24 protein-coding genes and 3 pseudogenes are annotated in these 26,461 nt (G+C 64.8%); 16 read left to right on the top strand and 11 right to left on the bottom strand.

Going from position 1 to position 26,461, the window contains the following annotated elements; genetic code table 11:
• Nucleotides 1-66: 66 nt before the first annotated feature.
• A pseudogene (locus ASE95_RS14815) lies at nt 67-2,539 on the top strand (conjugal transfer protein TraG N-terminal domain-containing protein); the annotation flags it as partial.
• 167 nt (nt 2,540-2,706) lie between these two features.
• Here the strand turns inward: ASE95_RS14815 and ASE95_RS17355 are convergent.
• A pseudogene (locus ASE95_RS17355) lies at nt 2,707-3,020 on the bottom strand (integrase core domain-containing protein); the annotation flags it as partial.
• A 140-nt stretch (nt 3,021-3,160) separates the two neighbouring features.
• Between ASE95_RS17355 and ASE95_RS14810 the strand changes: the two are divergent.
• Nucleotides 3,161-3,748, top strand: a complete 588-nt coding sequence (locus ASE95_RS14810; RefSeq protein ID WP_056637938.1) for a hypothetical protein — start codon at nt 3,161-3,163, stop codon at nt 3,746-3,748.
• A gap of 86 nt (nt 3,749-3,834) precedes the next feature.
• Here ASE95_RS14810 and ASE95_RS14805 read toward each other — a convergent pair.
• Nucleotides 3,835-4,794: pseudogene (locus ASE95_RS14805) on the bottom strand (IS481 family transposase).
• Between the two features lie 230 nt (nt 4,795-5,024).
• Nucleotides 5,025-6,581, bottom strand: a complete 1,557-nt coding sequence (locus tag ASE95_RS14800; protein WP_055756306.1) for an MFS transporter — start codon at nt 6,579-6,581, stop codon at nt 5,025-5,027.
• A gap of 427 nt (nt 6,582-7,008) precedes the next feature.
• On the opposite strand from ASE95_RS14800, the gene ASE95_RS17760 reads away from it, so the two are divergent.
• From ASE95_RS17760 to ASE95_RS14790, 3 genes are all read left to right on the top strand, one after another.
• Nucleotides 7,009-7,182, top strand: a complete 174-nt coding sequence (locus ASE95_RS17760; protein WP_156348069.1) for a hypothetical protein — start codon at nt 7,009-7,011, stop codon at nt 7,180-7,182.
• A 36-nt stretch (nt 7,183-7,218) separates the two neighbouring features.
• Nucleotides 7,219-8,196 (top strand): TerC family protein, encoded by a 978-nt coding sequence (locus ASE95_RS14795; RefSeq protein ID WP_056638687.1) that lies wholly within the window; start codon nt 7,219-7,221, stop codon nt 8,194-8,196.
• A gap of 158 nt (nt 8,197-8,354) precedes the next feature.
• A complete protein-coding gene (locus ASE95_RS14790) occupies nt 8,355-8,924 on the top strand; it encodes a MipA/OmpV family protein (protein ID WP_268795842.1) in 570 nt (189 codons plus the stop codon).
• 23 nt (nt 8,925-8,947) lie between these two features.
• On the opposite strand, the gene ASE95_RS14785 is transcribed toward ASE95_RS14790, so the two are convergent.
• Nucleotides 8,948-10,074 (bottom strand): IS3 family transposase gene (locus ASE95_RS14785; RefSeq protein ID WP_156348068.1). Its coding sequence is split into 2 segments (ribosomal slippage): nt 8,948-9,828 and nt 9,828-10,074, totalling 1,128 coding nucleotides; the frame shifts between segments, so codons are not numbered across the junction.
• Nucleotides 10,075-10,273: 199 nt separating this feature from the next.
• On the opposite strand from ASE95_RS14785, the gene ASE95_RS14775 reads away from it, so the two are divergent.
• On the top strand, nt 10,274-10,597 hold the full coding sequence (locus tag ASE95_RS14775; RefSeq protein ID WP_156348067.1) for a four-helix bundle copper-binding protein: 324 nt from the start codon (nt 10,274-10,276) through the stop codon (nt 10,595-10,597).
• A 34-nt stretch (nt 10,598-10,631) separates the two neighbouring features.
• On the opposite strand, the gene copD is transcribed toward ASE95_RS14775, so the two are convergent.
• Nucleotides 10,632-11,561 (bottom strand): copper homeostasis membrane protein CopD, encoded by a 930-nt coding sequence (copD, locus tag ASE95_RS14770; protein ID WP_056025251.1) that lies wholly within the window; start codon nt 11,559-11,561, stop codon nt 10,632-10,634.
• A 2-nt stretch (nt 11,562-11,563) separates the two neighbouring features.
• On the bottom strand, nt 11,564-11,935 hold the full coding sequence (gene copC / locus ASE95_RS14765; protein WP_056025248.1) for a copper homeostasis periplasmic binding protein CopC: 372 nt from the start codon (nt 11,933-11,935) through the stop codon (nt 11,564-11,566).
• 119 nt (nt 11,936-12,054) lie between these two features.
• Here copC and ASE95_RS14760 point away from each other — a divergent pair, with 119 nt between their 5' ends.
• The 9 genes from ASE95_RS14760 to ASE95_RS14720 all read left to right on the top strand — a co-directional run bounded on the left by ASE95_RS14760 (nt 12,055) and on the right by ASE95_RS14720 (nt 18,878).
• Nucleotides 12,055-12,327 (top strand): hypothetical protein, encoded by a 273-nt coding sequence (locus ASE95_RS14760; RefSeq protein WP_056025246.1) that lies wholly within the window; start codon nt 12,055-12,057, stop codon nt 12,325-12,327.
• On the top strand, nt 12,324-12,764 hold the full coding sequence (locus ASE95_RS14755) for a periplasmic heavy metal sensor (protein WP_056025244.1): 441 nt from the start codon (nt 12,324-12,326) through the stop codon (nt 12,762-12,764). Before ASE95_RS14760 ends, ASE95_RS14755 begins: the two co-directional genes overlap by 4 nt.
• Nucleotides 12,761-13,354, top strand: a complete 594-nt coding sequence (locus tag ASE95_RS14750; RefSeq protein ID WP_056025241.1) for an RNA polymerase sigma factor — start codon at nt 12,761-12,763, stop codon at nt 13,352-13,354. The genes ASE95_RS14755 and ASE95_RS14750 overlap by 4 nt, the downstream gene beginning before the upstream one ends.
• Before the next feature lie 45 nt (nt 13,355-13,399).
• The gene (locus ASE95_RS14745) at nt 13,400-15,376 is read left to right on the top strand and encodes a copper resistance system multicopper oxidase (protein WP_056637929.1); all 1,977 of its coding nucleotides are present in this window, start codon (nt 13,400-13,402) and stop codon (nt 15,374-15,376) included.
• A gap of 77 nt (nt 15,377-15,453) precedes the next feature.
• On the top strand, nt 15,454-16,587 hold the full coding sequence (locus tag ASE95_RS14740) for a copper resistance protein B (protein WP_192125836.1): 1,134 nt from the start codon (nt 15,454-15,456) through the stop codon (nt 16,585-16,587).
• Nucleotides 16,578-17,333, top strand: coding sequence for a PepSY domain-containing protein (locus ASE95_RS14735; protein WP_056025355.1), 756 nt, complete (start codon nt 16,578-16,580; stop codon nt 17,331-17,333). Before ASE95_RS14740 ends, ASE95_RS14735 begins: the two co-directional genes overlap by 10 nt.
• Nucleotides 17,333-17,923, top strand: coding sequence for a DUF305 domain-containing protein (locus ASE95_RS14730; RefSeq protein WP_199860401.1), 591 nt, complete (start codon nt 17,333-17,335; stop codon nt 17,921-17,923). The genes ASE95_RS14735 and ASE95_RS14730 overlap by 1 nt, the downstream gene beginning before the upstream one ends.
• Nucleotides 17,924-18,004: 81 nt before the next feature.
• Nucleotides 18,005-18,379 carry a DUF305 domain-containing protein gene (locus tag ASE95_RS14725; protein ID WP_056637924.1) on the top strand — a complete coding sequence of 125 codons (375 nt, stop codon included), beginning with the start codon at nt 18,005-18,007 and terminating at the stop codon, nt 18,377-18,379.
• A gap of 58 nt (nt 18,380-18,437) precedes the next feature.
• Nucleotides 18,438-18,878 (top strand): DUF411 domain-containing protein, encoded by a 441-nt coding sequence (locus ASE95_RS14720; RefSeq protein ID WP_056637921.1) that lies wholly within the window; start codon nt 18,438-18,440, stop codon nt 18,876-18,878.
• Between the two features lie 35 nt (nt 18,879-18,913).
• Here the strand turns inward: ASE95_RS14720 and ASE95_RS14715 are convergent, their stop codons facing one another.
• Together ASE95_RS14715 and ASE95_RS14710 are read right to left on the bottom strand one after the other, a co-directional pair.
• The gene (locus ASE95_RS14715; protein WP_235528337.1) at nt 18,914-19,201 is read right to left on the bottom strand and encodes a hypothetical protein; all 288 of its coding nucleotides are present in this window, start codon (nt 19,199-19,201) and stop codon (nt 18,914-18,916) included.
• Between the two features lie 338 nt (nt 19,202-19,539).
• Nucleotides 19,540-20,307 (bottom strand): MauE/DoxX family redox-associated membrane protein, encoded by a 768-nt coding sequence (locus ASE95_RS14710; RefSeq protein ID WP_056637918.1) that lies wholly within the window; start codon nt 20,305-20,307, stop codon nt 19,540-19,542.
• A gap of 63 nt (nt 20,308-20,370) precedes the next feature.
• Here ASE95_RS14710 and ASE95_RS14705 point away from each other — a divergent pair, with 63 nt between their 5' ends.
• Nucleotides 20,371-20,778 carry a MerR family transcriptional regulator gene (locus ASE95_RS14705; RefSeq protein WP_056637915.1) on the top strand — a complete coding sequence of 136 codons (408 nt, stop codon included), beginning with the start codon at nt 20,371-20,373 and terminating at the stop codon, nt 20,776-20,778.
• Here ASE95_RS14705 and ASE95_RS14700 read toward each other — a convergent pair.
• The 3 genes from ASE95_RS14700 to ASE95_RS14690 are packed head-to-tail and all read right to left on the bottom strand — an operon-like array spanning nt 20,769 to nt 26,417.
• Entirely contained in the window at nt 20,769-23,990 is a 3,222-nt protein-coding gene (locus tag ASE95_RS14700) for an efflux RND transporter permease subunit (protein ID WP_056637911.1), read from the bottom strand. The genes ASE95_RS14705 and ASE95_RS14700 overlap by 10 nt on opposite strands.
• Nucleotides 23,991-23,994: 4 nt before the next feature.
• On the bottom strand, nt 23,995-25,158 hold the full coding sequence (locus tag ASE95_RS14695) for an efflux RND transporter periplasmic adaptor subunit (RefSeq protein WP_056637908.1): 1,164 nt from the start codon (nt 25,156-25,158) through the stop codon (nt 23,995-23,997).
• Nucleotides 25,155-26,417, bottom strand: a complete 1,263-nt coding sequence (locus ASE95_RS14690) for a TolC family protein (protein WP_056637905.1) — start codon at nt 26,415-26,417, stop codon at nt 25,155-25,157. The genes ASE95_RS14695 and ASE95_RS14690 overlap by 4 nt, the downstream gene beginning before the upstream one ends.
• Between the last annotated feature and the right edge of the window lie 44 nt (nt 26,418-26,461).

The following is a 26,461-nucleotide window of genomic DNA, read 5'->3' as shown; positions in this document are numbered from 1 at the left end:
ATAGGGATCGGACGGGCGCGGCCTGCCGCCGCGGTAAAGCAGGGCGCCGATGCGCGGCGCTGAGGTCTTGCGGTGAACGCCAGTTTCCACACTTGGGACGGGTTCGCCGAGACCCTCGACGCCTTCCGCCTCGTTGCGATGATCTTCGCCGATCCGCGCTACACGACGCTCGTCCTTATAGTCGGCGTCGTCGGGATCGCATTGGGTGCCGTGATCGCCAGCGTGCGTGGGCAAGGCATGGGCCTCGTCGCCTATGGCTTCCAGATGCTGGTCGGGATCGGGCTGTTCGTCGGGCTCATCGCCACCACCGGCACCGTCCATGTCTACGACCGCGTCCGCAACGCCTATCAGCCGGTGGGCAATGTCCCCAACCTCATCGTGCTCGTCGCGGGTGCGACCAACCTGATGGAACGCGCGCTCGCCGAGGTCATCGACGACAATACGCTCGATCCGAACGCGAAGCTCGAGATGGGCGCGGGCGGCCACAGCTTCGACCTGTTCCTCAACGCTGTCTCGCCGACGGGACCGATAACCGACAGCTTCCTCGATACCACGATCCGCGACTATGCAGGTCGCTGCTATCCGGTCGCGCGCGTCTCTCCCGCCTACGGCATCGACGACGTCACGCTGTTCCGCACCACCACCGACCTGCCCGCCGCCTTCGCGGCCATGGCAGGGCCGGCGACCTTCTCGACCGTCTACACTGCCGCCGACAAGGGCGGCCGGACCGCCAGTTGCACCGAGGCGTGGGAGCATATATCGGGCCGGCTGTCGGATCCGGCACTGTTCGACGACTATACCCACCAGATCTGCCAGCGCACCGGCTATGCGATCGGGGATGCCGGCCAGCTCGCGCGTTGCCGCCAGCGGTTGGGACAGATGGGCGGGATGATGATGGGCACCCCGCTGTCGCTTCAAGGCTTCCTGACCGATATCCTGCTCGGGCGCACCGTCGGCGACGTGTTGTTCGAGGACAGTCCCGCCGCCGCCGCGCGGACAATGGCCAACTGCGCGATGATCTCGAATGGCCTCGCCACCATGTCGGTCGCCAACGAATGGATGCCGACGATCCGCGCGACCGTGTTCGCGATCATGCTGTTCAGGGTGCCGATCGCGATGCTGTTCGTCCTGACCCCGATCAACCTGCGCGTCGCGACCTTCGCGCTCGGCCTGTTCGTGTTCGTGGCATTGTGGGGCGTGATCGATGCCGGCATCTACCAGTTGACGCTCGGCCGCGCGATGGCGGCGCTCGCCGAAATGCGCTCCAACCATCTCGGCGCCAACGCCTGGATCATCGCACCGTCCGCGGCGATGAAGGCGCTGGCGGTATTCGGCAGCTTCCGCACCGCGGCGGCCGGCATGGCCGGGGCATTCGTGTTCACCGTCTTCCGCTTTTCGGGCAACGCCTTCACCGCGCTCACCAGCGGCTCGCTCCAGGCACAGGCGCAAGGGTCGACCGCGGCGGCCGGTGTCGGCACGAGAGAAGGCTATGCCTCCGCCCTCGAAGCACAGGCCTCGGCGGGCGGCACCTTCGCGCGCAAGACCGCGGTGTCGAGCTTCGGCGATTTCGGCGAGCGCTCGACCTTCGGTGCGACGCGCGCGTTCGGGTCCGCCGACACGGTGCTCGGAGAGCATGGCGGCGGCGCGCCCGGTGTGCCGGCGTTCGGGATGGGCGGGCTCGACGTCGCGCGCGAACTGGGACGGCTATCCCCTGCCCTGCGCGGGCGCGGTCCGAACGATCCGGCGGTCGCGCAGGCGGTGCGCGCGAACGCCACGACCACCGCGATCCACAACTTCGCGGAGAAGGATGCGCTGCGAGAACTGGGCGCGACCTATTTTGGCCAGGGTCAGGCCGGCGAGCGTACCTTCGTCGCCTTCGCGCAGGGGATGACGCAGTGGAAGGCGTTCGGCGACAACAGCCTATGACATGATGCGGCAGGGCGCCGAGCGGCATTTCCAGCGCGCCGGCTACTCGCCCGATGGCGCCGCGCTCAAGGCGTCGACCGTGATCGCGCAGGCCTCCGCCGATCCGACCTTCGGCAAGCTCATCGCCAACGCCTTCGATCAGGAGACGATGCTGCGGAACGACCTAACCGGTGCGGAGGTCGGTGTCGGCGCCATGGAGGGCCGGCGCGATCAGGCGGGCGTGCATATCGCCGGGACCGAGCGCGGCAATGTCGCGACCGAGCAGGCGTGGCGCACCGGCGGCAATGCCGGGCACCGCCGCGCTGCCGCCATGCTCGGGCTGCCGGTCGAGGAAACCTCGCGGCGGATCGGGTTCATCACCGCGCTGTCGGGCGAGGCGCGTGCGTCGGCGATCGGGCAGCTTGGCCGGGCCACCGGGCGCAGCGAGGCGCAGGTGCTGAAAGCGCTGGAGACCTATCAGGCAGCAACGCAGATCGGCACCGCCGACGGCGCGACCGCCGAAGTCGCGCGAGAAGGCACCAGCGTCTATGCCGGCACGGGCGAAACCGCGGGCTACGATGTCGCCGAGCGTGCCGGCAAGCTCGATGCGCAACGTGAAGTCGGCCGCGACGGCAGGTGAATGCGACGCTGAGCGGCGAATTCGGAGCGATCATCGAGTGGGTCGCGGCGCGGGAGGCGCAAAGGGCCAGATGTCCGTATTGTTGGTTGCGGGGACAGGCCGCCGCCTTAGCTTGTGAGCCCGCGCAGGCTGGCGAACATGACACGCGCGTGATTGTTAGGCTACTCGGATACGCGGCTGAGCAGCCCCCGCCGAGTGGCCTGCTTAAATAGTGAGTGCATCGTCGTCTGCGCCGCGATTGCCGGGCGTAGGTGGAGCGAAGGGGAACCAACGGGCGGCAACGGCGGTGTCGTCGCTTCCGGAGCCGGAGGACGGTAGCCCAGACTGCTATGTGGTCGGATGGTGTGTAGTGGCGCCGCCGCCTAGCCTCGATCAGCACTGTGGCCTCGGCAAGGCTGTAGAAGATCTCGCCGTGGAGCAGCTCGTCACGAAGCGAGCCGTTGACGCTGTCGTCGTAGCCATTTTTCCACGGCGAGCTGCGGGTCCGGCTACACCATCTCGGGCAAGGACTATTACCGCTGCGCCGGCCAAAAGGAGCGGGGCATCTGCTCGAACACGGTATCGGTCCGTAAAGGACCGCTCGAGACGGCGACCCTCTCGATCCTCCAGCACCGGTTGCTGACCGAGGACCACGCCCGGTTGTTCGCCGAGGAGTTCAAGCGCGAGATGGCGCGGCTGACGAGCACGTCGACGCGGCAGGACCAGTCCGTTATCGAACGCCTGGCTATCGTCACCCGCGAGATCGACAATCTGGCGGCCAACATGCTGGCGGCGGTGGCGAGCCCTGCGCTGCTGAAGCTCCTAGCCGACCGCGAGGCCGAGAAAGCGCGACTGGGGGGACAGCTGAGCGCACCGACGACGGTCATGCCCTCGGCCACCATCCTGTCGCATCCAGCGCTGCTGCAACTGTTCGAGGAGAAGGTAGGCCGCTTGCGCGAGACGCTGGACACGGAGACGGTGCGCGGCGAAGCGGCGGAAATCCTGTCGACGCTCATCGAGAGCGTGACGATCTATCCCGAAGAGACGCACGGCCCGGAAGCGGAGGTCGAAGCGAAGGTTGCTGACCTCATCGCGTTTGCGACAAACGATAACGCCGCCCTGGGGGGCGGCGTATGTAGTTCTATGGTGTTGGTTGCGGGGACAGGATTTTACCGCTGTAGAACTCGATTTAAGTTGCCAAGCGGCTTGATCGTAGGCCCGTGACGCTCGAAAGCGACCTGATGGACCTGCACATACAAATCCTGCACCGTTAGAAATAGACGCTAGTAGTGAGTAAGAGACGCAAGAACCTAGGTGTTCAGTCCCGGCATCTGGTGGATCGGGTCGACGATGAACCGATCTGGCTCTGACGTCCATATCTTGGCGATGTATTCGTAGGGTGTGAGCCCGCTGAGTGTCTTGAGCCAGCGGGCGAAATTGTAGGCAGCCATGAAGTCGGCGAGGTGCGTTCGCAGTTGGTCGTGGCTCTCGTAGTGGAAGCGTTTGACGGTCGCCTCCTTAATGGTCCGGTTCATCCGCTCGACCTGTCCGTTGGTCCATGGGTGGTTCGGTTTGGTGAGCCGGTGCTCGATGCCGTTTGCGTCGCAGATCATGTCGAAGCGCATCTGGCGCGACCAAGCGGTGTTCCGGTTGCGCGGCTGCTCGGCGAACTGGATGCCATTATCGGTGAGGATTGTGTGGATCCGGTAGGGTACGGCTTTCAGCAGGTGTTCGAGGAACTCCCAGGCTGTCCGCCTGTCAGCCTTGTCGACCAGCTGGGTGACGGCGAACTTGCTGGTGCGGTCGATACCGACGAAGAGGTACAGTTTGCCTTCGTTGGTCTGCACCTCGGCGATATCAATGTGAAAGAAGCCGATGGGATAACGCTTGAAGAGCTGACGCTTTGGCTTGTCACCTTCGATGTCCGGCAGGCGGGATATGCCATGTCGCTGGAGGCAGCGGTGCAGCGCTGACCGGGTCAGGTGCGGGATCGACGGCTGCAGGGCGTAGAGGCAGTCATCCAGCGGCAGCAGCGTGTGCCGCCGGAACGCCACGGCCACTACCTCTTCAGCCTCGGACAAGGTCGTTGAATGAGGGGCCTTCGGCCCGGTCCTCAGATCCTCGACGGTTGCCCTCTTGCGTCACTTCGCGACGGTCTTCGGGTTGATCCCCAACTCACGGCTCAGCGTCGAGAGCGAAGCTTGCGATCGCTGTATTGCTGCTCGGACGGCGTGCGTGGTCGTGGCGCTCCCGTGACGAACTTGTCCCATACGGCTTCCTTCCATTCCAACGAAAGGATCGCACCATCAAACCGTGGGATCAAACACCTAGGCGACGTAACGCACACGATAGTCGCCAATCGGGGTTGGCGACGGCCTTTTGCGACGATCGCCAGGCTGCCGACCGAAATTACCTGTTTGTCGTGTGGTCGTGATTGCTACTATGTTCTTCACATATCTGACCGCTGAGGACACTCCGCAGGCCTATGTCGAGCCGACAGCTAAGCCGTTGCTTCCAGCTCGCGTAAGCTGCGGCCCCGCGTCTCTCTCCCTGCGCGCCCGATCAGTACCGCTGACAGCGTCATTGGTACAATTAGCGAGATTGCCGCGCCCCCCATCGTCGGGATCAGCCCAGCGAAGGCGCCCAGCTGGACAGCAACGCCACCAAATTTGCTACTCCCCGCGATAAGCCCAGTAGCGCGTCCACGGACGCGTAATGCGTAGTTTTCGGCTGCATAGGGAAGTAGCACGGCGATCAATCCGTTTGTGCCAACCACCAGCAACGCGATCACAGCGATCAGCAGGGGTGGCCAAGCCAGCGTAGGTGCCGGCAGTAGGGCTCCGGCAAGCCCGGCGAGTGTGAGAAGCACAGTGCCGATCAGGGTGCGCTTGCTGCTCCACCGGCTGTAAAGGAAGGCCGCGATCATGATCGTGGGCAGGGCAACAAGTGCTGAGCTGGCGATGATGCCGCTCGCAATCTCGGCACTGAAGCCTCGATCCTGGAGATCGGAAGGCAACCATAGCAGCAAGCCAAAGTTGACGAAGCTCCAGGAAAGAGCCGTGATCACCAGGGCGATGGTCAACTCGCGGTGGTGAGCCGCGGCGCTGCCAGCGTCCGCTGGCGCGGCTTGTGGCGCACGCCTGACGATGCCGAACTTTCGAGCCATGTCAGCTAGCTCGGCGTCCATGCCCCGTTCCAACAGAAATCGTGGAGACTCAGGTATCCACCTTGCCATCGCAAGCAGCAGCAAACCGGTGGGAAACCCTTGCAGCCACAAGCTACGCCAGCCGAACAGGGGCTCGAACAGATGCGCTGCACCGCTAGCTGCGAGGTAGCCACCGACCAGTCCCGTGCCACCAACCAGCACAAGGACCCAGCTTCTGTGCCGCGGAGGCATGATCTCTGCCAACAGGGTGTAGACGACGGGCAGCATGCCGCCAGCCGAGCACCCCATCAGAAAACACATGACCAGGTTCCAGCTGTAGGAAGGCATAGCTCCGCAGATCGAAGTCGAGACGAACAGGATGGTCGACAACAGGATCGACACACGCCGACCATAGATGTCCGCAAGCCACCCCCACAGAAACGAGCCAACCGTCGTTCCCGTAAGGGCAACGAACGGCAACAAGGCAACGGTCGATTTGGCGAGCCCATACTCGCCACGCATGCCGGGCAGCACGAAGCCGAGCGTTGCTGGCTTCATAGTGTCAATTATGAGCCCGAGGGTAAGCACCAGCAGAACGGCAGCATGCGACCGCGTCAGAGGGGTATCATCGGGCGCTTCATATGCGACGCCAACGGCTGCCCTATGATCAGGCCGTTTCTTGGGTAAAGCGCCAAATATAGCTGCCGGCACGCCGATACCGATCAGCGCCATGCCCAGGTACATCCATCCGTCCATAGGCATACCCGACAGGTGATTGCCCATCGTATGGGCCATCGCGAGCATTGGTAAGTGAAGGGCCACGCCAACGCTGATCGCCGCACAGCCTGCCCAGAAGAGCGGCCAGCGCTCGCCGACCACCGAGTTTCCGCGGCTGCTACTGCCATTCGCCATTCATTTCCCCCCACCAGCGGTAGCGACATAAGCCGCACGGCTTGCCTGCCGCAAGCAGAGTACCTGCCGGCGGGTACGTTGCGGCTCATGGCTTGGCGAATGGCCTTCAGGCTTGCGGATCGCCAAACTGAGTGTCCAGAAGCAAGTGTTTTCGACCGATCCCTTTTTCCGGTCAGCGTAATATTTTGGGAAGGGAAGTGCGGCAGTTTGAGTGCCGACTACAGTAATTATCAAACAGTGAAACAGCTTGATCACCGGGAGCCATGTCCTATCTAGAAAGAGCGGGCCGGGCCCCTCTGACAATTTCCCTCGGGTGATTGTGATGTCGGACCGCATCGGGTTATCTCGATATAGGCCTGGCCGCTTTGCCTCCTGTCGTCGTTGATGATCCGATCTTTCGATCACCGATTGAAAAGAGGCTCTGAGCATGGAAACCAACAGACTCGCCGAACTGCATCAGCAGTTGGACGAGCGCGCGCGTATCGCGATGGCGCGCCGAACTCCAATTTCTCCAATTCTGCTGCAATTGAAGCGCTTTGAGTTGCACCTGGAAGGTCGCTTGTGCGCACCACCGCGAGATACCTGCCCTCCTGATCGCTGATCCCGCCCCACGTCATCACGTTTGTCAGAGGTCCCCATGCCTGAGCTGCTCTCCTTATTATTCCTTGGTACGCCTGTCTGGATGTGGCTGGCATTTCTCGGCATCGTCGCAACGTTGCTGATCCTCGATCTGGGTGTCTTGCACCGCGGACAACGGGAAATTGGGGTACGCGAGAGCCCTGCATTGTCAGCAGGTTACATCACGCTGGGACTGGCGTTCGGCGGATGGATTTGGTGGTATATCGGGCCGACTGCCGGCCTTAACTACGTGACGGGCTTCGTCATCGAGAAGAGCCTTGCGATGGATAACGTGTTCATCATCGCCATGATCTTCGGCTACTTCGCCATCCCCCGCATCCACCAGCACCGTGTATTGTTCTGGGGCATCCTGGGTGTCATTGTCCTGCGTGCAGTGATGATCGGTTTTGGTGCGGCATTGGTCGATCGGTTCGAATGGGTATTATACGTCTTTGCGGCCTTCCTGGTTTTCACCGGTATCAAGATGTGGCTGACTGCAGACACGGAATATGACGTAGCCAGTTCGCCCGTTTTACGCTGGGTTCGCCAGCGCATGCCGGTTACCGACCAACTTCACGGGGAACGTTTCTGGGTGAAAGAGCAGGAGCCAGCGACGGGGCGCATGCGCCGGATCGCTACGCCGTTACTACTGGCTCTGGTCATGATCGAATGCGCTGACGTCATCTTTGCGGTCGATTCCGTGCCGGCCATCTTCGCGATCACAACGGATCCATTCATCGTCTACACGTCGAACATCTTTGCTATCCTTGGGTTACGCGCGCTCTATTTTGCGCTCGCCGCGATGGTCGACCGGTTCCATTACCTTAAATACGCCTTGGCCGCGTTGCTGGTATTTATCGGCTCGAAAATCTTCGTTGCCGACATGTTCGGGCTCGCCAAATTCCCGCCCGCAGCGTCGTTGGCGGTAACCTTTGCGATACTGGGTTGCGGCGTCGGCTGGTCCCTGTGGAAAACGCGAGCGGCTGCTTCGGCCTGAGTTTGAACGCGTCCGCCGGCATTGAAAGCGGACCGGTCATACGCTGTGGGTATAGCCGTACTCCATCTACCGGGACTGGCGTTTACGACGCGCGGGGATAAGGTGGCTGCTGACATGACCGACCGACCGTCATCAACGGGGCCGAAAAAGGGATAAGGATGCGCTCCGCTCTAACCATCCTTGCGCTAGTCTCTGCTCAACCCTGCTTCGCGCAGACGGACCTGCGGCCGCCCCCCCCCCCCCCCGCAGGTCGGCCTTTGGAGGCAGGCACTGCCGGATGGAGCATCACCGTCGGCGTCGCACCAGTCTTAAGCCCTGCATGGCAAGGCTCGCGAGACATGGCCTTGTCGATCTTTCCCGACCTGCGGATCAACTACAAGGACACCATCTTCGCTTCGATCCCCGACGGTTTGGGTTGGAACGGGGTGAACCGGGACGGGTGGAAGGCAGGACCGCTCGCCAAGCTCCGCTTTGGGCGGGATGAAGAGCGCGGGGGATCGCCGTTCCTCATTACAGGCGGGAGTGACGCGCTACGCGGCCTCGGCGACGTAGATGCAGCTGTTGAGGTGGGAGGCTTCGTCGAGAAACGGGCTGGGCCATGGCGTGGACGGATCGAGGTTCGTCGCGGCTTCGGCGGGCATGACGGCGTTGTCGCCGACGGGTCAGTTGCTTACCAGGCGCGCCGGGGACGGACCATCATCAACATCGGGCCTCGCGCAACGCTGTGACGTGCTCCCCAAAGCTCTACCAGTCATAACTGGAGTCCGGGGTTGGTATGGTGCCCCTCTGGGCGGTGTTGCACAACCCGCCTGGCGGCATCGGCGGGCGTCAGCCCGCCAACACCACTATGCGGGCGCACATGGTTGTAGTCGTCGCGCCAGAGCCGCAGCACCGAGCGGGCATGGCCGAGCGACACGAACAACGTCTCGTTGAGGCACTCGTCACGCAGGCGGCCGTTGAAGCTCTCGACATAGCCGTTCTGCTGCGGCTTGCCCGGCGCGATGTAGTGCCACTCGACCGGTCGCTCCTGCGTCCATCTCAAGATCGCCAGGCTGGTCAGCTCGGTGCCGTTGTCGCTGACAATCTTCAGCGGCACGCCGCGCACAGCGATGATGGCGTCTAGCTCGCGAGCGACGCGTGCGCCTGACAGCGAGGTGTCGACCACCAGCGCCAGGCATTCCCGCGTGAAGTCGTCGACCACTGCAAGAATGCGGATACGTCGGCCACTGATCAGCGTGTCGCTGACGAAGTCGAGGCTCCATCGCTGGTTCGGACCCTGCGGCAGCGTCATCGGCGCACGTGTGCCCATGGCTCGCTTCCGGCCACGCCGGCGCCTGACCCGCAGGTTTTCCTCGCGATACAGCCGCAGCAGCTTCTTGTGGTTCATGACGATGCCCTCCCGGGCAAGCATGATCCCCAACCGCCGATAGCCGAAGCGACGACGCTCAGCCGCGATCTCGCGCAACCGCGACCGCAGGTCGCCATCATCAGATCGCCGATGCGCATAGCGCATCGACGTCCGATCCACGCTGAAGATGGTACAGGCCCGACGCTCGCTGATGCCGAACAACTGCCGCGCATGCTCGACAGCCTTCCGCCGAGCGGCAGGCCTCACCAGTTTTTTGCTGCCGCCTCCTTGAGCACGGCGTTGTCGAGCATCGCGTCCGCCAGCAGCCGCTTCAGCCGGGCGTTCTCGTCCTCCAGCACCTTCAGCTTGCGTGCTTGCGACACGTCCATGCCGCCATACTTCGCCTTCCAGGCATACAGCGTCGCGCTGCTGATCCCGTGTTTGCGGCACACGTCGGCGGTCTTCATCCCGCCGTCCTGCTCGCGCAGCACCGCGATGATCTGCTCCTCGCTGAACCTGCTCTTCTTCACATCCGTCTCCTCACGAAGGCGGACTCTAGCTCAAACTGGCGGAGTTTCAGGGGAGCACGTCAGTATCACTGTGATTACTCCTAATCGAAAGCCACGAACAATTAGCGATAAATGGAAGCACCTATCTAAGGGAAGCACCGGTGCGGCACGTACTGCGAATAAGGGGGGCCTTACGCGGAGAACGACGATGCACCACCACATGAGCGCCGAAATGCAGGCCTGCATGGATGCCTGCCACCACTGCCACATTACCTGTCTGTCGATGACGACGCAGCATTGCCTTCAGGTAGGCGGCCCGCACGCCGCGCCCGACCACATCAAGATCATGCTGGATTGCGCGCAGGTTTGCGCCACCTCGCTCGACTTCATGGCGCGCGGCTCCGACCAGCATAAGCTCGTGTGCGGCATCTGCGCTCAGATCTGCCGGGCTTGCGCGGCGAGCTGCAAAGGGCTGGACGGGATGGAAGAGTGCGTCGCCGCCTGCGAGCGGTGCGCCGAGGAATGCGAGAAGATGGCCGCCTGAGCGGCGAGGCGGGCGGCGCTTGGCCGCCCGCCCTTCACATCGCCGAAGCGGGCGGTTCGAGCGTCCCCAGCCATGCGACGAGCGCCAGGATCGCCACTGCGCAGCTCGCCTCGACCGCGAGGCTGCGCCGCAGGGCGCGAAGCGCGCCGTGATGATCGGCCGCGGCGATCGAGCGCTCGAACGCCGGCGTAAGTCTGAAGCGGTTGAGCGACGCGAGCGCGAGCATTGTGCCGAACAGCGCTAGCTTGGCGATCAGAAGCTGGCCGTAGCGCGTAGTCGGAAGGTCCGGCAGATTGGCGAGGCCGACCAGCAGCCACGCGTTGACGACACCCGTGACGACGATCGTGCCGACCAGGATCGTGCCGACCATGCCGAACCCGTGCAGTGCGCGGTGCGTCAGAGTCAGATGGGCGGCGTCGACGCGGCCGACCGGCCGGGCGACCAGAAGCACGAGCCCGAGTAGGGCTCCGGCCCAGGCTCCGCCCGCAAGCAGGTGAAGAATGTCGGCGCCCAGATGCACCCAGCCAACAGCGCCCTCGTCCATCGCGCCGTGTCCTGTCCAAGCAAGCGTGGCGAGCGCCACGGCCGCAGCGAACGTCACCAAGCCGAGCAAAGCCGCGCGATCGGTTGCCACGAGGGCCGCGACCGACGCCACCACGAGCGCAGCTATGCGCGCTTCCCACGCGGTGCCCGTTGCGGACCCGGAGAGGAGCATCCCGATCGCCTCCTGATCGACCGGCCAGGGCGGTGCCCCGGCCATCGCCGCCGCGAGCAGTGCGAGGGCGATCCCGGAGAACAGGAGGCCGAGCAGGCCGCTTCCGACGAGCCAGGGGCGCAAGGCGAGCGCATTGGCGCGCTCGCCGGCTTTGAGGCCGTAGAGACTAAAGGCCGACAAGCCGAACAACCCGCTCAGCGTTGCATAAAGCGCGACGCGAACCGCGATCAGCGGCCAGTCGGTCTCCACCCTTACTTGACCGCGAAGGCGAAGTTTCCGGCTACCCGGTGAGTGTCAACCGAGACCACATGCCAAGCGACGCTGTAGCGCCCCGCGGCGAGCGGCGCCTTGGGCGTGACGACGAGCGTGCGGCCATCATCGGCGACCCCGGCCGCAGCCGCGACCTTCATGGGCGCGTGCGCGGTGCCGCCATGCGCGGTCATCATCAGGTCCGCGCCCGAGAACTTCGGCATCAGCTTCTCGCTGAACCGCAGCGCGAGGCGCGCGGGCTTGGCGACAGTCGCGTTCGGCGCCGGTGAGGCGGACAGCAGCTTAGGATGAGCCTGGGCGGCGCTGGCGAGCCCGAGGATGGCAAGGGCGGCAGGGATTAGGGCGCGACGCATGCGGTTACTCCGTGATGTTCTGTCCATTCTACGCGGCACGGTCGCGCACCCCTCACGCGACCGATGAGGGATGATGGGCAGCGCTGCGTAACCAGTGTTAGAGGGGCGGAGTGGAAAACATGGATGATCTGGACAGAGCGTTGGTGAGGTTGGCGGGAGCACCTGTTCCGGCTGCGCTGGACGACGTCGAAGCACGTGTTCTCGCGCGCATCGGCACACGGCCGGTCGTGCGACAGGCCGGGCTCGGCATCGGTGCGGTGACGGTCGCGGCATTGGCGATCGGCATGATCGGCGCCGAGCTGCCCGCGACCGCGAGCCCCGCGGTGTCGCTCGCACCGCTCGGCGGGGCCTCGCCGCTCGCACCCTCGACTTTGCTGATCGGCGAGCCGTGACCTCGACCAAGCGCGTCCTGCTGTGTGTCGTACTCGCCTTTCTCGCGGCGATCGGGGGCGTGTTCGTTGGACGTGCGCTGTTGCCCCAGCCCAAGCAGCCGGGCGCCGCGCTGCACGAGGTCCTGCACCACAAGCTCGCGCTCGATGCCGATCAGCAGGCAAAGCTGAAGGTTCTGGAGGACCGGTTCGCGGTGCAACGGCGCGCTCTCGAGCTGGAGTTGCGCGCGACCAATGCTCGGCTCGCCGAGGCGATCGAGGCCGAGCACGGCAACGGCCCGCGGGTCACGGCCGCGGTCGATCAGAGCCATGCCGCGATGGGCGAGCTGCAGAAGGCCACGTTGGCGCATATCTTTGCCATGCGGCAGCTTCTGCGCACCGATCAGACCTCTCAATTCGATGCTGCGGTGGTGAAGGCGCTCACCGACGGCCAGGGGTGAGCCTCGATTGGACCACGCTGTCCGATGGCGAGCTGGCGACGCTCAGCATTGCCGGTCGGCAGGCCGCTTTTGCCGAAATCGTGCGACGCTACCAACAGCCGGTGTTCCGGCTCGCGCGGGCATGCGTCGGCGAACCCGACGAAGCGCTTGATCTGGTGCAGGAGACGTTCGTCGCCGCACACCAGGCCCTCCCGCGCTACGACGGGCAGCGCGCCATGAGAGCGTGGCTTTCGACGATCGCGATCAACAAATGTCGTGACTGGGCGCGAAAGCGCACGGTGCGCCGGTTCTTCTCCTTCGCGGCCCCCATCGATCATCGGGCTGAAGCTGTGGTGGACGATCAGGTGGCAATCGACGACGGCGCAGCCGACCGCCAGGAGTTGGACCGGGTAACAGATGCCATTTCCGCTCTGCCCATGAATCTAAAAGAGGCTCTGGTGCTGCGCACCATCGAGGGTTTGAGCCAAGCCGAAACCGCCGACGTGCTGGGGATCAGCCAGAAGGCTGTCGAAACCCGCCTCTACCGTGCCCGCTCGCGCCTCCTCGAAAAGTTGAACACCGAACAAGGGATCGGCGTGCGGGACGCGTAGAAGGAGTGAAACGGGCCGGTAGCGGCCCACCTTCTAGGAGCTTTCATGTCGCGCGTTCTCGACCGCCGCCAAGTGCTGCGCGGTGCCACCCTAGCCGGAAGCGGCCTTGCTCTGTCGGCCTATATGCCGGCGTGGGCGCAGCCGGTGTCCGCGGGCATCGCCAAGCCGTTGCCGACAGTTTCGGGCGACGACATTACGCTAAAGATCGCTCACCAGATGATGATGATCGACGGGCGGCAGAGCCACGCGATCGGCATCAACGGCACCGTGCCTGCTCCGCTCATCCGCTTGCGCGAGGGGCAGAACGTGCGCCTCCACGTCGTTAATGATCTGGATGAGGAAACCTCTATTCATTGGCACGGGCTGCTGGTGCCCTTTCAGATGGACGGCGTGCCCGGCATTGCCTTTCCAGGCATCCCGGCACGATCGACCTTCACCTACGAGTTCCCGATCATCCAGAGCGGCACCTACTGGTATCACAGCCACTCGGGGCTCCAGGAGCAGGAGGGGCACTACGGGCCGATCCTGATCGACCCCAAGGACCCCGACCCGGTGCAGTTCGATCGCGAGCACGTCATCGTGCTGTCCGATCACAGCTTCCAGCACCCGCACTACCTGTTCGACCGCCTCAAGAAGGAGTCGGGCTACTTCAACCGCCAGCGCCAGACCCTAAGCGGGCTGCTGGCGGGCAAGGATCAGCCGCTCAAAGAGCGGCTGATGTGGGGCAAGATGCGGATGGACCCCGCCGATGTCGCCGACGTGACCGCCTCGACCTACACCTATCTGGTCAACGGCCATGGTCCCAAGGACAATTGGACCGCGCTGTTCCGGCCGGGCGAGCGGGTGCGGCTTCGGTTCATCAACGCATCGTCCATGACGACCTTCAACGTCCGCATCCCCGGCCTGCCGATGACGATCGTCGCGGCTGATGGGTTGAACGTGCGCCCCGTTCAGATCGACGAGTTCCAGTTCGGCCCGGCCGAGACCTATGACGCGATCGTCACGCCGCCCGACATGCGCGCCTACACGCTGGTGGGCGAGAGCGTCGATCGCTCCGGCATGGCGCGCGCGACGCTCGCACCCCGCGAGGGCATGGCTGCCGAAGTCCCGCCACTTCGCAAGCGGCCGCTCGCGACCATGAAGGACATGGGCATGGGCGGCCATGACATGAGCACGATGGATCACGGCTCCATGCAGGGCATGGGAAGCGCTGCGACGGGCGCACAGGCTGGATCAATGGCGGGCATGGACCATGGCGGTATGGACCATGGCGCAGGTGCCGGTTCGATGCAGGGCATGGACCATTCCCAGATGAACCATGGTGCCGCCGGCGCTGCTGCCGGCGCCATGGCCGGGATGACCGCGCCGCAGGGTCAGAGCGGCGCCATGCCCGGGATGGATCATGGGTCGGGTGCGATGCCGGGCATGACAGATGGGCAGCCGATGGCCGGAATGGACATGGGCAGCATGAACATGCGCGATTTCTCGAAGGCCCCGGGTGTGAAGAAGGGTCCGGGTGTCCAGACCATTTCGGCCATGCCAGTCGATCGCACGGGCGAGCCCGGTCAGGGCCTCGAGAATGTCGGGCACCGCGTGCTGACCTATCGCGATCTGGTGGCACTCGATCGCAATCCCGACACGCGGGCACCCGAGCGCGAGATCAAGCTCCACCTTACCGGTAATATGGAGCGGTACATGTGGGGTTTCGATGGCGAGAAGCTGTCGGAGAGCCCCGATCCGATCACCCTGCTGCACGGCGAACGGGTGCGTGTCACCCTCATCAACGACACGATGATGGGCCATCCCATTCACATCCACGGTCACTTCTTCGACCTGGTGACGGGGAAAGGTGCCTATGCGCCCCGGAAGCATACCGTGCTCGTCCAGCCAGGCGGCACGGTGAGCTGGGACGTGACAGGCGAGGAAGGCGATTGGGCGTTCCACTGCCACATGCTCTACCACATGCACGCAGGGATGATGCGCGTCGTCCAGGTCCGCAAGGCCGGGGAGGCAGCAGCGTGAACCGGTCACTCCTTCTCGCCGGCCTTGCCTCGGCAGTCGTCGCCGGCCCTGTGTTCGGGCAGAGCATGGATCATTCCATGCACAACATGCCGGGAATGACCATGCCGGCGAAGCCCGCGGCCAAGGCGACCCCCAAGCCCGCGCGGAAAGCGGCAGCCAAGCCCGCGGCCAAGCGGAAGGCCCAGGTTCGGAGGGCCCCGCGTCGCGCTCAGGCCGCGCCGGCTCGGGTGGCCGATCCGCACGCCGGTCACGACATGAGCGGGATGCAGGGAATGGACATGGGCGCTCAGCAGCAGCCCGCGCCCGCGCAAGATCCGCACGCCGGGCACGACATGTCCGCCATGCCCGGCATGGGTTCCCCGGCAGCAGCCGGGCAGGACCCGCACGCCGGGCACGACATGAGCGCGATGCCCGGCATGGCGATGGATGGTAGCCAGACAGGCGCCAAGATCGGGACCGACCTCCCCCCCGGCAACAAGCCCGCTCCCGCTCCGCCCGGCGATCATCTCGCCGATCGTTTCTGGGGGGCGGATGCCATGGCCAGCTCCCGCGAGAACGACCTGCGGCGCGAGCATGGCGGGATGACCTACTATCAGGTGCTCTTCAATCTTGCGGAGTATCAGGCCCGCAAAGGAAGCGACGGCTACCGCTGGGATGGCGAGGCTTGGGTCGGAGGCGACATCAATCGCCTTTGGCTGAAGTCAGAAGGCGAAGGTGGTTTCGGCAAGGCGCTGGAGAGCGCCGAGGTGCAGGCGCTCTACAGCCATGCCCTCGATCCCTATTGGAATCTCCAGGCCGGCGTCCGCTACGACTTCAAGCCGAACCCGTCGCGCACCTATGCGACGATCGGGATCGAGGGCTTGGCCCCCTACCAGTTCGAGGTCGAGGGCGCGCTGTTCCTCTCCGACAAGGGGGACGTGCTCGCCCGCGCCGAGGGCTATTACGACCAGCGCATCACCAACTACTTCGTTCTCCAGCCCAGGGTAGAGGCCAACTTCGCCGCCCAGGACGTGCGGGAGACCGGGATCGGCTCCGGGCTGACGGACCTGGAGGCCGGTTTGCGGCTTCGCTACGAGGGCCGCCGTGAGTTCGCGCCCTATATCGGCGTGTCGTGGGAACGGCAGTTCGGCGACACCGCCCGCTTCTCGCGGGCGCGGGGCGACGACACAGGGGGCTTCAGCTTCGTCGCCGGCGTGAGGACCTGGTTCTGAGCCCGCGGCTCCGCCTCCACCTTGGAGCGAGCAAGATCCACCGCTGGCTTGCTCTCCTGATCGGCGCGCAGGCGATCGTCTGGTTCACCAGCGGCCTTGTGATGAGCCTGCTCCCCATTGACACCGTGCACGGCGATCACCGGATCGAACGGAACGCCGAGCCGGCGCTGTCGAGCACCCAAGGCTTCGCATCGTTGCCTGCCTTGCTGGCGTCGGCCGGAGCGCCGGTCCGCCAGCTTCAGCACCGAATGCTGCTCGGGCGAGCGATCGTTGAGGCACAGCTTGTGGATGGTCGCATCCGTCTGCTGGACGCTCGCACGGCTGCGCCGATCCCACCATTGGATGCCAGGGTGGCCGGGACGATCGCTCAGAAGGCGTATCGGGGGGCTGGTGTGCCCGCACCCACCATCGAGCGGATTGAACGAGCCAGTACCGAGTATCGCGGGGCGCTGCCGGCATGGAGTGCAACGTTCGCCGACGATGACGCCACCCGAATCTATGTAGCGGCCGAGACGGGACGGCTCACGTCGGTCCGAACAGGAACGTGGCGGCTGTACGACTTCTTCTGGGGTCTCCACATCATGGATTGGACGGAGCACGAGCGGTTCAACACGCCGTGGCTCAACGCTTTCGCCGCAGGCGGTCTCGTCTTCGCAGTGTCGGGTGCGATCCTTCTCTTCATGCGCTGGCCGAGACGGCCGCGCCGCAAAGCCGGGGGGCGTATTTCCAGACAGGGAGTCGCATGATGGACGAGCACCAAGGCAAGATGAACATGGGCATGGGCTACGGTCGTTTTGCGGCAATGGTGGCGACTTCGACCGTTGTCATGTTCGGGCTGATGTACGTGAACGTCTATGCCCTCGGGCATATAGAGTTCAGCCAGACGCGGTTCTGGATGGCCTTCGTGATGGGCGCCACGATGGCGATCATCATGCTCCTTTTCATGTGGTCGATGTACAAGAACAAGCGGACGAATGCCGCGATTATCGGCGGTAGCATCGTAGTGTTCGCGCTCGCGCTGTGGCTCGTCCGCAGCCAGGAGACGGTGGATGACGTGAGCTGGATGAAAGCCATGATCCCGCACCACTCGATCGCGATCCTGACGAGCGAGCGCGCGCACATCAAAGACCCCGAGGTGCGCAAGCTGGCGGACGGAATCATCGATGCTCAGGTTCGTGAGATCACGCAAATGAAGCGGGCCATTGCCAGGCTTGAGGCAAATCCTACGCCTGCGAATGCGCCCGACCTGCCTTCCTATCGTGACAAGCAGGTTCCCCCTCCCCCACCTGAAACTGATGATAGCGTCGGGGTGAATACCCTTCAGCCGATCCGCTGAATTCGATCATGGGCGTGAGGGATACGGTACGCGCGCCCGTATCCCTCCTGTGGGCGGGGGCGTTTACCCAGGAGAGACACGATGAAGAAGATGACTGTTTTGGCCCTCGCGGCCGCGCTCGGCGCCGCTCCGGCCATCGCCCAGATGCAGGGCATGGATCATTCGGGCATGAACCACGGTCAGATGATGAAGCCGACGCCGGCGAACCCCTATCCGCCCTCTGAAATGCAGATGCATCAGAAGATGATGTCGGCCATGGGCGCTGATGCGACCGAGACCTGGGTCCGCAAAATGGTCGAGCATCATCGCGGTGGCATTGCCATGTCGCAGATAGTGTTGCGCGAAACCAAGGACGCAAAGGTCCGCATGATGGCCACCAAGACGATCGCCGAGCAGAACAAGGAAGTCGGCGAGCTGAACGCCTGGCTGCGGGCGCACGGCAAGTCTGCACAGTGATCGGCCCCCGCCCCACCGCAGGGTTTGCCTGCGGTGGGGCGGCCATCTAGGAATAGACATGACCCGCATTCGCCTTCTCGCCACTGTTGCAGCGTTCGCCATGCCGGTCGCAGCCGTGGCTGCCGGGCCGGTGCTGATGCACCGCGATCCGGGCTGCCCATGTTGCGAGAAGTGGGCGCAGCAGGTGAAGGCTCAGTTCGGTCGGGCGGTCCGCGTCGTCGACGACGCGAACCGGCCCGCGTTCATGAAGGCCCGGGGCGTGCCCGCGGACTTGGCCTCATGCCACACGGCCATCATCGACGGCATGACTTTCGAGGGTCATGTGCCAATCGCCGACATGAAGCGGGCTCTGGCAACGCACCCAAAGGGTGTGACGGGGCTCGCGGTTGCCGGGATGCCGATGGGCTCGCCGGGCATGGAGATGCCGGGCATGAAGACCCAGCCCTACGACGTCGTTGCGTTCGGACCTGGTGGACGCAAGGTGTTCGCCCACCACTGAAAAGGAGGGAGGCGCAGACGCCTCCCTCCCCTGGCTTACTTTTTGGGCATTCCGGACATGTCGTGACCGGCATGATCGCCGCCCTTCTTCATGTCCTTGCAGCAATCGCCCTTGCCGTCCTTGCAGCAATCGGCACCGTCTTTGCAGCACGCCATGTCGGCGCAGCAGGACCCGGCCGCGAAGGCTGCGGTCGGAAGGGCGAGCGCCAGCGCTGCGCCGATCAGCTTGAACTTGGTCATTAAAAGCTCCGTCGATTGAATGTGTGAAACCTGTTGGATGGTTACACGGCTCGTGGAGGTGGAGTGGCGGGCGGTATCAGCCACCCGTTCATGACAGGGGCCGGCGACGGCCAAGCGGCGATCGGGAATGAGAATAACGGCTCTGCCCTCGCCAGGGCTTCCCCCGGGACGGCGATGCAGGGCGTCGCGCAGGCCGGCTGAGGTGCCTTCTTGTCCGGTGCCGAAGAGCCTTTTTCCTCGCACCCAGCCATTGCCGAGGCGATCGGAGCTGCTTGAGCACTGGTTTCGCAGATCGGCCCCAACCGGACGAGCAGCATCATCGCAAGCACGGCCAGGACGGCCGTGCGAACGAAGCTGACACGAGGGCGAGATCCGGATTTCACGCCAGCTACCGGCAGCCTTTTGGACCTGAAGTCAACGGCTCAGTGCGGCATCGAGAGCGCTGCCGGAGCGATCACCATCCATAGCGCCATGGCGACCATCATCACGTTCTCAGTCAGCGACAGGAAGCCCAGAGGCACATTGCTGTCCCCACCCACGCAGGCGCACTTGAGTTCGCGTTTGTCGACATAGACCGCCTTGATGACGGATACCGCACCGATCGTCCCGATGACGAGCGCGATCGGCACCGAAAGCCAAGTGAGGACACCAGCGGCCATCAGCACGCCCGCAACACCTTCTGCGTAGGGATAGACGTAGGAATAGGGCACCCAGCGCTTGGCGAGCAGATCGTAGTTGAGGAACATGCTCGAGAAGCTCTCGACGTTCTGAAGCTTCAGCATGGCGAGCACGCACATCGAGAAGGCGATGAACCATTCCCCAGCGCGGACCGTGAACGGCGAGCCGAAGGCAGCGTAGCTGGCCGCGAGCGCCATCAGCGCGGTCATGGCGAACACCGCGACTACGGGCCGGTAAGTGACCGCCTTGGGATCGCGCACCGCCTTGCCGAAGAAGCGGCGCAGATCGTCATAACCCCCTACCCGCTCGCCCCCGATGAAGGTCTGCGGTGTGGTCTTCACGCCGTGCTCCGCCTTGAACGCGTCGGTCTCCTCGCGGGTGCGCAGCCAATGATCCTCGACCTCGTAACCTTGCCGGCGCAGCAGATCCTTGGCCTTCACGCCATAGGGGCAGGTGTGCGTCGGCATCACCATACGATAGACCGTCGCTTTCTTGAGCGCCGCGGTCGCCATCTCACTTCTCCATCCTGTTCGCGGAACCTATATAGGGTCCGTACTATAGTACGGAGTCAAGGCATGGCGGCACTGACGATTGCGGGTCTCGCGCGTGAAGGGGACGTCGGTGTCGAGACCGTGCGCTACTATCAGCGCCGGGGTTTGCTCGATACGCCGGACCGACCCGGAGGCTCCGGCGCGAGCGGCGGTATTCGGCGCTACGGTGTCGATGACGTGCGCCGCCTCCGGTTTATCCGCTCGGCGCAGGCGGCCGGATTCACGTTGGAGCAGATCGGCGAACTGCTAGCGCTCGACGCAACCGACGATCGCGCCCGTGCACGCGAGCTTGCCAATGAGCGCATTGACGCGCTGGACGCCAAAATCCAGGAGCTTGAGCGCGTGCGCGCCTCCCTTCGCCATCTCGCGAGAGAGTGCGGAAGCGGCTCGGCCGGGCCGTGTCCGATCCTCCGGGCGTTCGATCACCTCTGAGGATCGGGCATCGCGCCTGCTTCGTCCGGATCGACCTTAACCGGCCGCCATGCGCCGAAACGGGCGTAGAGGGTGGGCAGCACGAACAGCGTCAGCAGTGTGGCCGAGATCAGTCCGCCGATCACGACGGTAGCTAGTGGCTTCTGCACCTCCGCGCCTGCGCCATGGCCGAGCGCCATCGGCACAAAGCCGAGGCTCGCGACAAGCGCCGTCATCGCAACGGGGCGTAGCCGAAGCAGCGCGCCTTCACGTGCTGCACAGGCCCGCTCCATCCCCTGCCGCATCAGGTCGTGGATGGAGGAGACCATCACCAGCCCGTTCAGCACAGCAACGCCGGAGAGGGCAATGAAGCCGACGGCAGCCGAGATCGAGAACGGCATACCCCGCAGCACCAGCGCCAGGATTCCGCCGACCAAGGCGAGCGGCACGCCCGTGAACACAATTGCCGCGTCACGCACCGAGCCCAAGGCTCCGTAGAGCAGCAGCATAATGACCGCGAAGCAGATCGGCACCACGATCGCGAGCCGCTGGCGGGCTGCCGCAAGGTTCTCGAACTGCCCACCCCATTGCAGGTATGTGCCGGGTGTTAGCTTCACTTGGGCGTCGATCGCCGCCTGCGCATCGGCCACGACGCCCGCCACGTCACGTCCACGCACGTTCGCTTGCACGACGACGCGGCGCTTTCCGTTTTCGCGGCTGATTTGGTTGGGACCATCGCCGATCGCGATGTCGGCTACGCTTGCGAGCGGCACGAACGCGCCATTGGCGGTCGGCACCGGCAAACGTCCAAGCGCCTCGACATCCGAGCGCGCGCTGTTGTCGAGACGGATCACCACGGGGAACCGTCGATCACCCTCGAAAATCACGCCGGCTTGCTTGCCGCCCACCGTGGCGGATACGAGATCCTGAACATCGCCGGCGGTGACACCGACGCGAGCCATGGCGTCGCGGTTTGGGCGGATGTCGAGGAGCGGCAGCCCTTCGGTTTGCTCGACCCGCACGTCAGCGGCGCCCCGGACTTTCCGCAGCACCTCGGAAATCCGCATGGCGGTCGCGTTCATGCTGGCGAAGTCGTCACCGAACACCTTCACCGCGATGTCACCGCGCACCCCGGCAATCAGCTCGTTGAAGCGCATTTGGATCGGCTGCGTGATCTCATAGCCGTTCCCGGGAATGGTCGAGACCTTCTTCTCGATGCGCTCGACCAGCTCCTCCTTCGGCAGGCTTGGGTTCGGCCACTCATTTCGCTGCTTCAGCATGACGAACGTGTCGGTCGCATTGGGCGGCATCGGATCGGAAGCAATCTCCGAGGTGCCTGTTCGCGAGAAGGCGTACTGCACTTCCGGCTCCCGGCTGATCATCCGCTCGACCGCGAACTGCATATGCTGGCTCTGGTCGACCGAGGTGCCGGGCGGACGCCAAGCTTGGACAAGGATGTCGCCTTCGTCGAGCTGGGGCAGAAACTCCTGACCCAGGGTGGTGAAGGCGAGCGCCGCCAGGACAACACCGAGCACTGCGCCGCCCATGGTGAGTGTCGGTCGGCGCATCGCGGCGTCGAGGCCGGGTTCATACCGGCCGCGCAGCCATCGGACGACGCGGCTCTCCTTTTCCTCGACGCGGCCGACGAGGAAGGCGGCGATGGCCGCCGGAACGAAGGTCAGCGACAGGATGAAGGCGAAGACGAGTGCGATAATGACGGTCAGCGCCATTGGCTCGAACATCTTGCCCTCGACCCCGGAGAAGGTGAGCAGCGGGGTATAGACCAGGATGATGATGGCCTGCCCATAGAGAGACGGGCGGATCATCTCGCGCGCGGCCGCAGCGACCACTGCGAGCCGTTCCTTGAGCGGAAGCTGCGCGCCCGTCTCGTGCTGCCGCTCGCCCAGCCGTCGCAACGCATTCTCGACGATGATGACCGCGCCGTCGACGATCAAGCCGAAGTCGAGCGCACCGAGACTCATCAGGTTCGCCGACACGCCGGCGCGCAGCATGCCGGTGGCGGTCAGCAGCATCGTGGCAGGGATCACGAGGGCCGCAATCAGTGCCGCCCTGAAGTTACCGAGCAGCGCGAACAACACGACGATGACGAGCACAGCGCCTTCGGCGAGGTTGCGCGCGACGGTCGAAACGGTCGAGTTCACCAGCTTGGTGCGGTCGAGCACCGGCTTCGCTACGATGTCGGCAGGAAGCGATTTGCCGATGACGGCCAGTCGCTCAGCAACTGCGGTCGCAACCGTGCGGCTGTTCTCGCCGATGCGCATGACTGCGGTGCCGACGACGACCTCGTGTCCGTTTTCTGACGCCGAACCGGTACGAATGCCCTGGCCCGCACGGACCGTTGCGACCTGGCTTAGCTGGACGGGGACGCCCTCCGGCGATGCGATCACCGTTCGCGCGAGTTCATCGGCTGTGCGGACGCGGGCGTCCGAACGGACGAATAGACCCGCACCATTCAGGTTGACGGTCCCGGCGCCGACGCTGGTGTTGCTGCGCTCCAATGCGGTCGCGAGATCGTTGATGGTCAGTCGCATGGCTGCGAGCCGCTGTACGTCGGGGATCACGAGATACTCGCGGTCGTAGCCGCCCAGCGAGTCCACGCCGGCAACGCCTTCTGTGCCGCGCAACTGCGGCGAAACGATCCACTCCTGAACGGTGTGGAGGTAGGTCGCCTTGTCCGCCTCGCTGACGAGATGATCTCCCTCGGGCGTGATGTAGCTGCTGTCGCGCTGCAGGCCGGGCTCGCCGTCGCGGTGCCGCACCTTGTCGAGTTCACGAAACTCGATCGTCCACATGAAGATGTCGCCGAGCCCGGTCGCGATCGGCCCCATCTCCGGCATGATGCCGGCAGGCAGCCGCTCTTCGGCCATGCGCATCCGCTCGGTTACCTGCTGGCGCGCGAAGTAGATGTCGGTCTTGTCGGAAAAGACAGCCGTGATCTGGGCAAAGCCGTTGCGGTTGAGTGAGCGGGTGTATTCGAGGCCGGGGATGCCGGCGAGCGAGGTCTCGATCGTAAAGGACACCTGCCGTTCGATCTGATCGGGCGACAGGGACGGTGCGAGCACGTTCACCTGAACCTGATTGTTGGTGATGTCGGGGACGGCATCGATGGGGAGGCGCTGGAGGGCGAAAACCCCTGCGAGCGCGGCGATTGCGGTGAGCAGCAGGACAAGCCAGCGCCGCTCGACCGAAAAGGTGACGAGGCGGGAGATCATGCGCTTAGTCCATGTCCATTTCGCCGCCCTTGCCGAGTTCGGCCTTGAGCGTGAACGAGTTCGTTGTGGCGATCCGCTCCTGGCCGGTTAGGCCCGAGCTGATGACCACCTGATCGCCCTGACGCCGCCCGGTCGTGACCGGCACGGCGCGAAAGCCGGTGGGCGTGCGGACGAACACGACGGTGCGGTTCTCGACGCTTTGCACCGCGGTCGATGGGACAGCGATGCCGCGATCACCCGTTGCGGGCAGCAAGAAACTGGCGGTGACCGGCTCGCCGACACGCCATGTTCCGCCCGCGTTATCGAGCGTGGCAATGACCTGGACGAGGCGCGTGCTCTCGTCGAGCGCGGGGGACACGAACGATACCCGCCCTTCCTGCCGGCGACTCGCTGCCGTCACTTCTACCCGCGTGCCGGGGCGGATACGTCCCGCGTCGGCAGGCGAGACGGAGGCCGTGATGCTCACCCGAGAGAGGTTCGCCACCCGGTAGAGTTCCGCGTTGGCATCGACCGTCTGGCCGAGCACCGCAGGGCGCGCAATCACCTGCCCCGAGATGGGGGAGCGCATCGCAATACGATTGAGGGCTCCGCCCCCACCACCCGTCGCGCCGAGCTGCTGCTGCGCAAGACGGAGCGCAATGCTTGCCTCCGTCGCAGCGGTGCGGGCCGCAACCAAGTCCTGCTCGGGCGAGACGCGCTCGGCGAAAAGGCGCTGCTCCCGCCGAAGGTTCGATTGAGCCAGCGCCGAACGGGCCCGTGCGGCCTCGACTTCCGCCTTCAGCGATGCAGCCTCACGACTCTCGATGACGGCAATCGGATCACCCTGGCGTACCGATTGCCCCAGATTGCGCGTGAGCGCGACCAACCGGCCCCCGATGGTCGCTGACACGACCTGGACACCTTGCGGATCGCCTTGGACGAGGCCTGGCAGTTCGATGGCACCGGCAACCCCGCCAACGGTCGGCCGAGCGACCTCGATACCAGCATCGGCAATCTGTTGCGCAGAGAGGGTGACCGCGTCCTTGTCGGTTTTCTTTTCGGCCCCCTCGTCTTTCTCCATGCCTTCCATGCCGGCCATGTCGTCGGCCTTCTTTTCACCCCCGCCGCAGCCTGCGAGCGCGAGCGGAAGGAACGCGAACAGGAGCGTCCGCTTGTAGCAGTTCGTCATCGTGCATCCTTCGCGTCGGTGGGCGCCGGGGCGGTGAGCCGTTCCAGCCGGGCCTGTGCGTCATGGTAAGCGGCGAGCGCGTCGATCGCGGCCGCGCGGATCTCGGCAAGCGTGCGCTCAGCCTCGAGAAGATCCAACTGCCCGAACTTGCCCTCGCGATAGCCGATGCGCGCAATGCGGGCTGCTTCCTGCGCCGCGGCCAGCGTCGGGCCGGTCGCGTTACGAGCGGTCGTCGCTGCGTTTGCGGCCTCAGCTTCAGCCGACGCTATGGCCTGTTCGGCGTCGAGCAGCGCCACCCGGCGCTGCGCATCCGCCTGTTGGCGCTGGGCCGAGGCGAGATCTACGCCTGCACGGCCGTTGCTGAACAGCGGTAGCGGCACAGAGAGGCCGAACACAGCCGCCGTGTCGTTCGTGGCCTCCAGTCGGCGTGCCGAGGCGCTGATCGTCACGTCCGGAACCCGCTGGCTCCTGGCGAGCCGGACCTGCGCGGTTGCCGTGGTGAGGTCGGCCTGTGCGGCTGCCGCAGCCAAGGTGTTCTCGCTGCGCACGGGCATTCGCGGTCCAGCCGCATCGACTTGGGCGAACCAGGCGGCATCAAGCGTCGTGGCACCGCGTCCGATCAGGCGAGCGAGATTGCCGAGTGCTACTTGCGCGGAGCGTTCCGCGCGTTCCGCCGCCCCTTCGGCGTTCAGTCGGGCAACGTCGGCGCGCTGCTCTTCGAGCGGGGAGGCACGACCAGCCGCCACGCGGACACGCGCGGCCCGCAAAACTTCCGCCGCGATCCCGACCTGCTCTCGTGCGTTCGCCGTCCGGCGCTGGGCGGCCACTGCATCGTTATAGGCCTGCGTGACCCGGAGCCGAAGGTCGGCCTGGGCGATCACCGCATCGAGCGTCGCACGGTCGAGCTGCGCGTTCGCTACCCCCACGCGTGCGGAGCGCTTGCCCCCAAGCTCCAACGGCAAGGAGAGCCCTACCGTCGTTTCGGACGAGCGCAGCCCCTTGTACATGCCAGTGCCCGCGACGTTCTCGGTCATCGTGTCGAGAGAGGGGTTGGGGCGCAGCCCGGCAACCGAACGTTGGGCTTCGGCCGCTTTTACGCCGGACTGTGACGCCTCGACGGCGGGCGATACGGCGCCCGCTGCGGCAAGCGCCTCGTCCAGGGTCAACGAAGGGGGCGCCGACTCTGTATTCTGTGCCTGTACCGACAGAGTCGATGCACAGGCAGTTGCGGCCAGGACGGCCGCCATCATGCGTTTCATTCTGGGTGCTCCTGACGAACTGGTCTCGGGCGCCACACGGCGCC

This window comes from Sphingomonas sp. Leaf231 (assembly GCF_001421995.1).
Classification (GTDB): domain Bacteria; phylum Pseudomonadota; class Alphaproteobacteria; order Sphingomonadales; family Sphingomonadaceae; genus Sphingomonas.
This window is presented reverse-complemented; position numbering and strand designations above follow the sequence as displayed.

Coding starts and splice junctions, on each gene's coding strand:
- ASE95_RS14700 (WP_056637911.1), bottom strand. CDS start 23,990: ATGATCTCCCGCCTCGTCACCTTTTCGGTCGAGCGGCGCTGGCTTGTC.
- copC (WP_056025248.1), bottom strand. CDS start 11,935: ATGCGTCGCGCCCTAATCCCTGCCGCCCTTGCCATCCTCGGGCTCGCC.
- ASE95_RS14795 (WP_056638687.1), top strand. CDS start 7,219: ATGCCTGAGCTGCTCTCCTTATTATTCCTTGGTACGCCTGTCTGGATG.
- ASE95_RS14745 (WP_056637929.1), top strand. CDS start 13,400: ATGTCGCGCGTTCTCGACCGCCGCCAAGTGCTGCGCGGTGCCACCCTA.
- ASE95_RS14775 (WP_156348067.1), top strand. CDS start 10,274: ATGAGCGCCGAAATGCAGGCCTGCATGGATGCCTGCCACCACTGCCAC.
- ASE95_RS14725 (WP_056637924.1), top strand. CDS start 18,005: ATGAAGAAGATGACTGTTTTGGCCCTCGCGGCCGCGCTCGGCGCCGCT.
- ASE95_RS14790 (WP_268795842.1), top strand. CDS start 8,355: ATGCGCTCCGCTCTAACCATCCTTGCGCTAGTCTCTGCTCAACCCTGC.
- ASE95_RS14730 (WP_199860401.1), top strand. CDS start 17,333: ATGGACGAGCACCAAGGCAAGATGAACATGGGCATGGGCTACGGTCGT.
- ASE95_RS14740 (WP_192125836.1), top strand. CDS start 15,454: ATGCACAACATGCCGGGAATGACCATGCCGGCGAAGCCCGCGGCCAAG.
- ASE95_RS14800 (WP_055756306.1), bottom strand. CDS start 6,581: ATGGCGAATGGCAGTAGCAGCCGCGGAAACTCGGTGGTCGGCGAGCGC.
- ASE95_RS14760 (WP_056025246.1), top strand. CDS start 12,055: ATGGATGATCTGGACAGAGCGTTGGTGAGGTTGGCGGGAGCACCTGTT.
- ASE95_RS14710 (WP_056637918.1), bottom strand. CDS start 20,307: ATGGCGACCGCGGCGCTCAAGAAAGCGACGGTCTATCGTATGGTGATG.
- ASE95_RS14690 (WP_056637905.1), bottom strand. CDS start 26,417: ATGAAACGCATGATGGCGGCCGTCCTGGCCGCAACTGCCTGTGCATCG.
- ASE95_RS14695 (WP_056637908.1), bottom strand. CDS start 25,158: ATGACGAACTGCTACAAGCGGACGCTCCTGTTCGCGTTCCTTCCGCTC.
- ASE95_RS14720 (WP_056637921.1), top strand. CDS start 18,438: ATGACCCGCATTCGCCTTCTCGCCACTGTTGCAGCGTTCGCCATGCCG.
- ASE95_RS17760 (WP_156348069.1), top strand. CDS start 7,009: ATGGAAACCAACAGACTCGCCGAACTGCATCAGCAGTTGGACGAGCGC.
- ASE95_RS14705 (WP_056637915.1), top strand. CDS start 20,371: ATGGCGGCACTGACGATTGCGGGTCTCGCGCGTGAAGGGGACGTCGGT.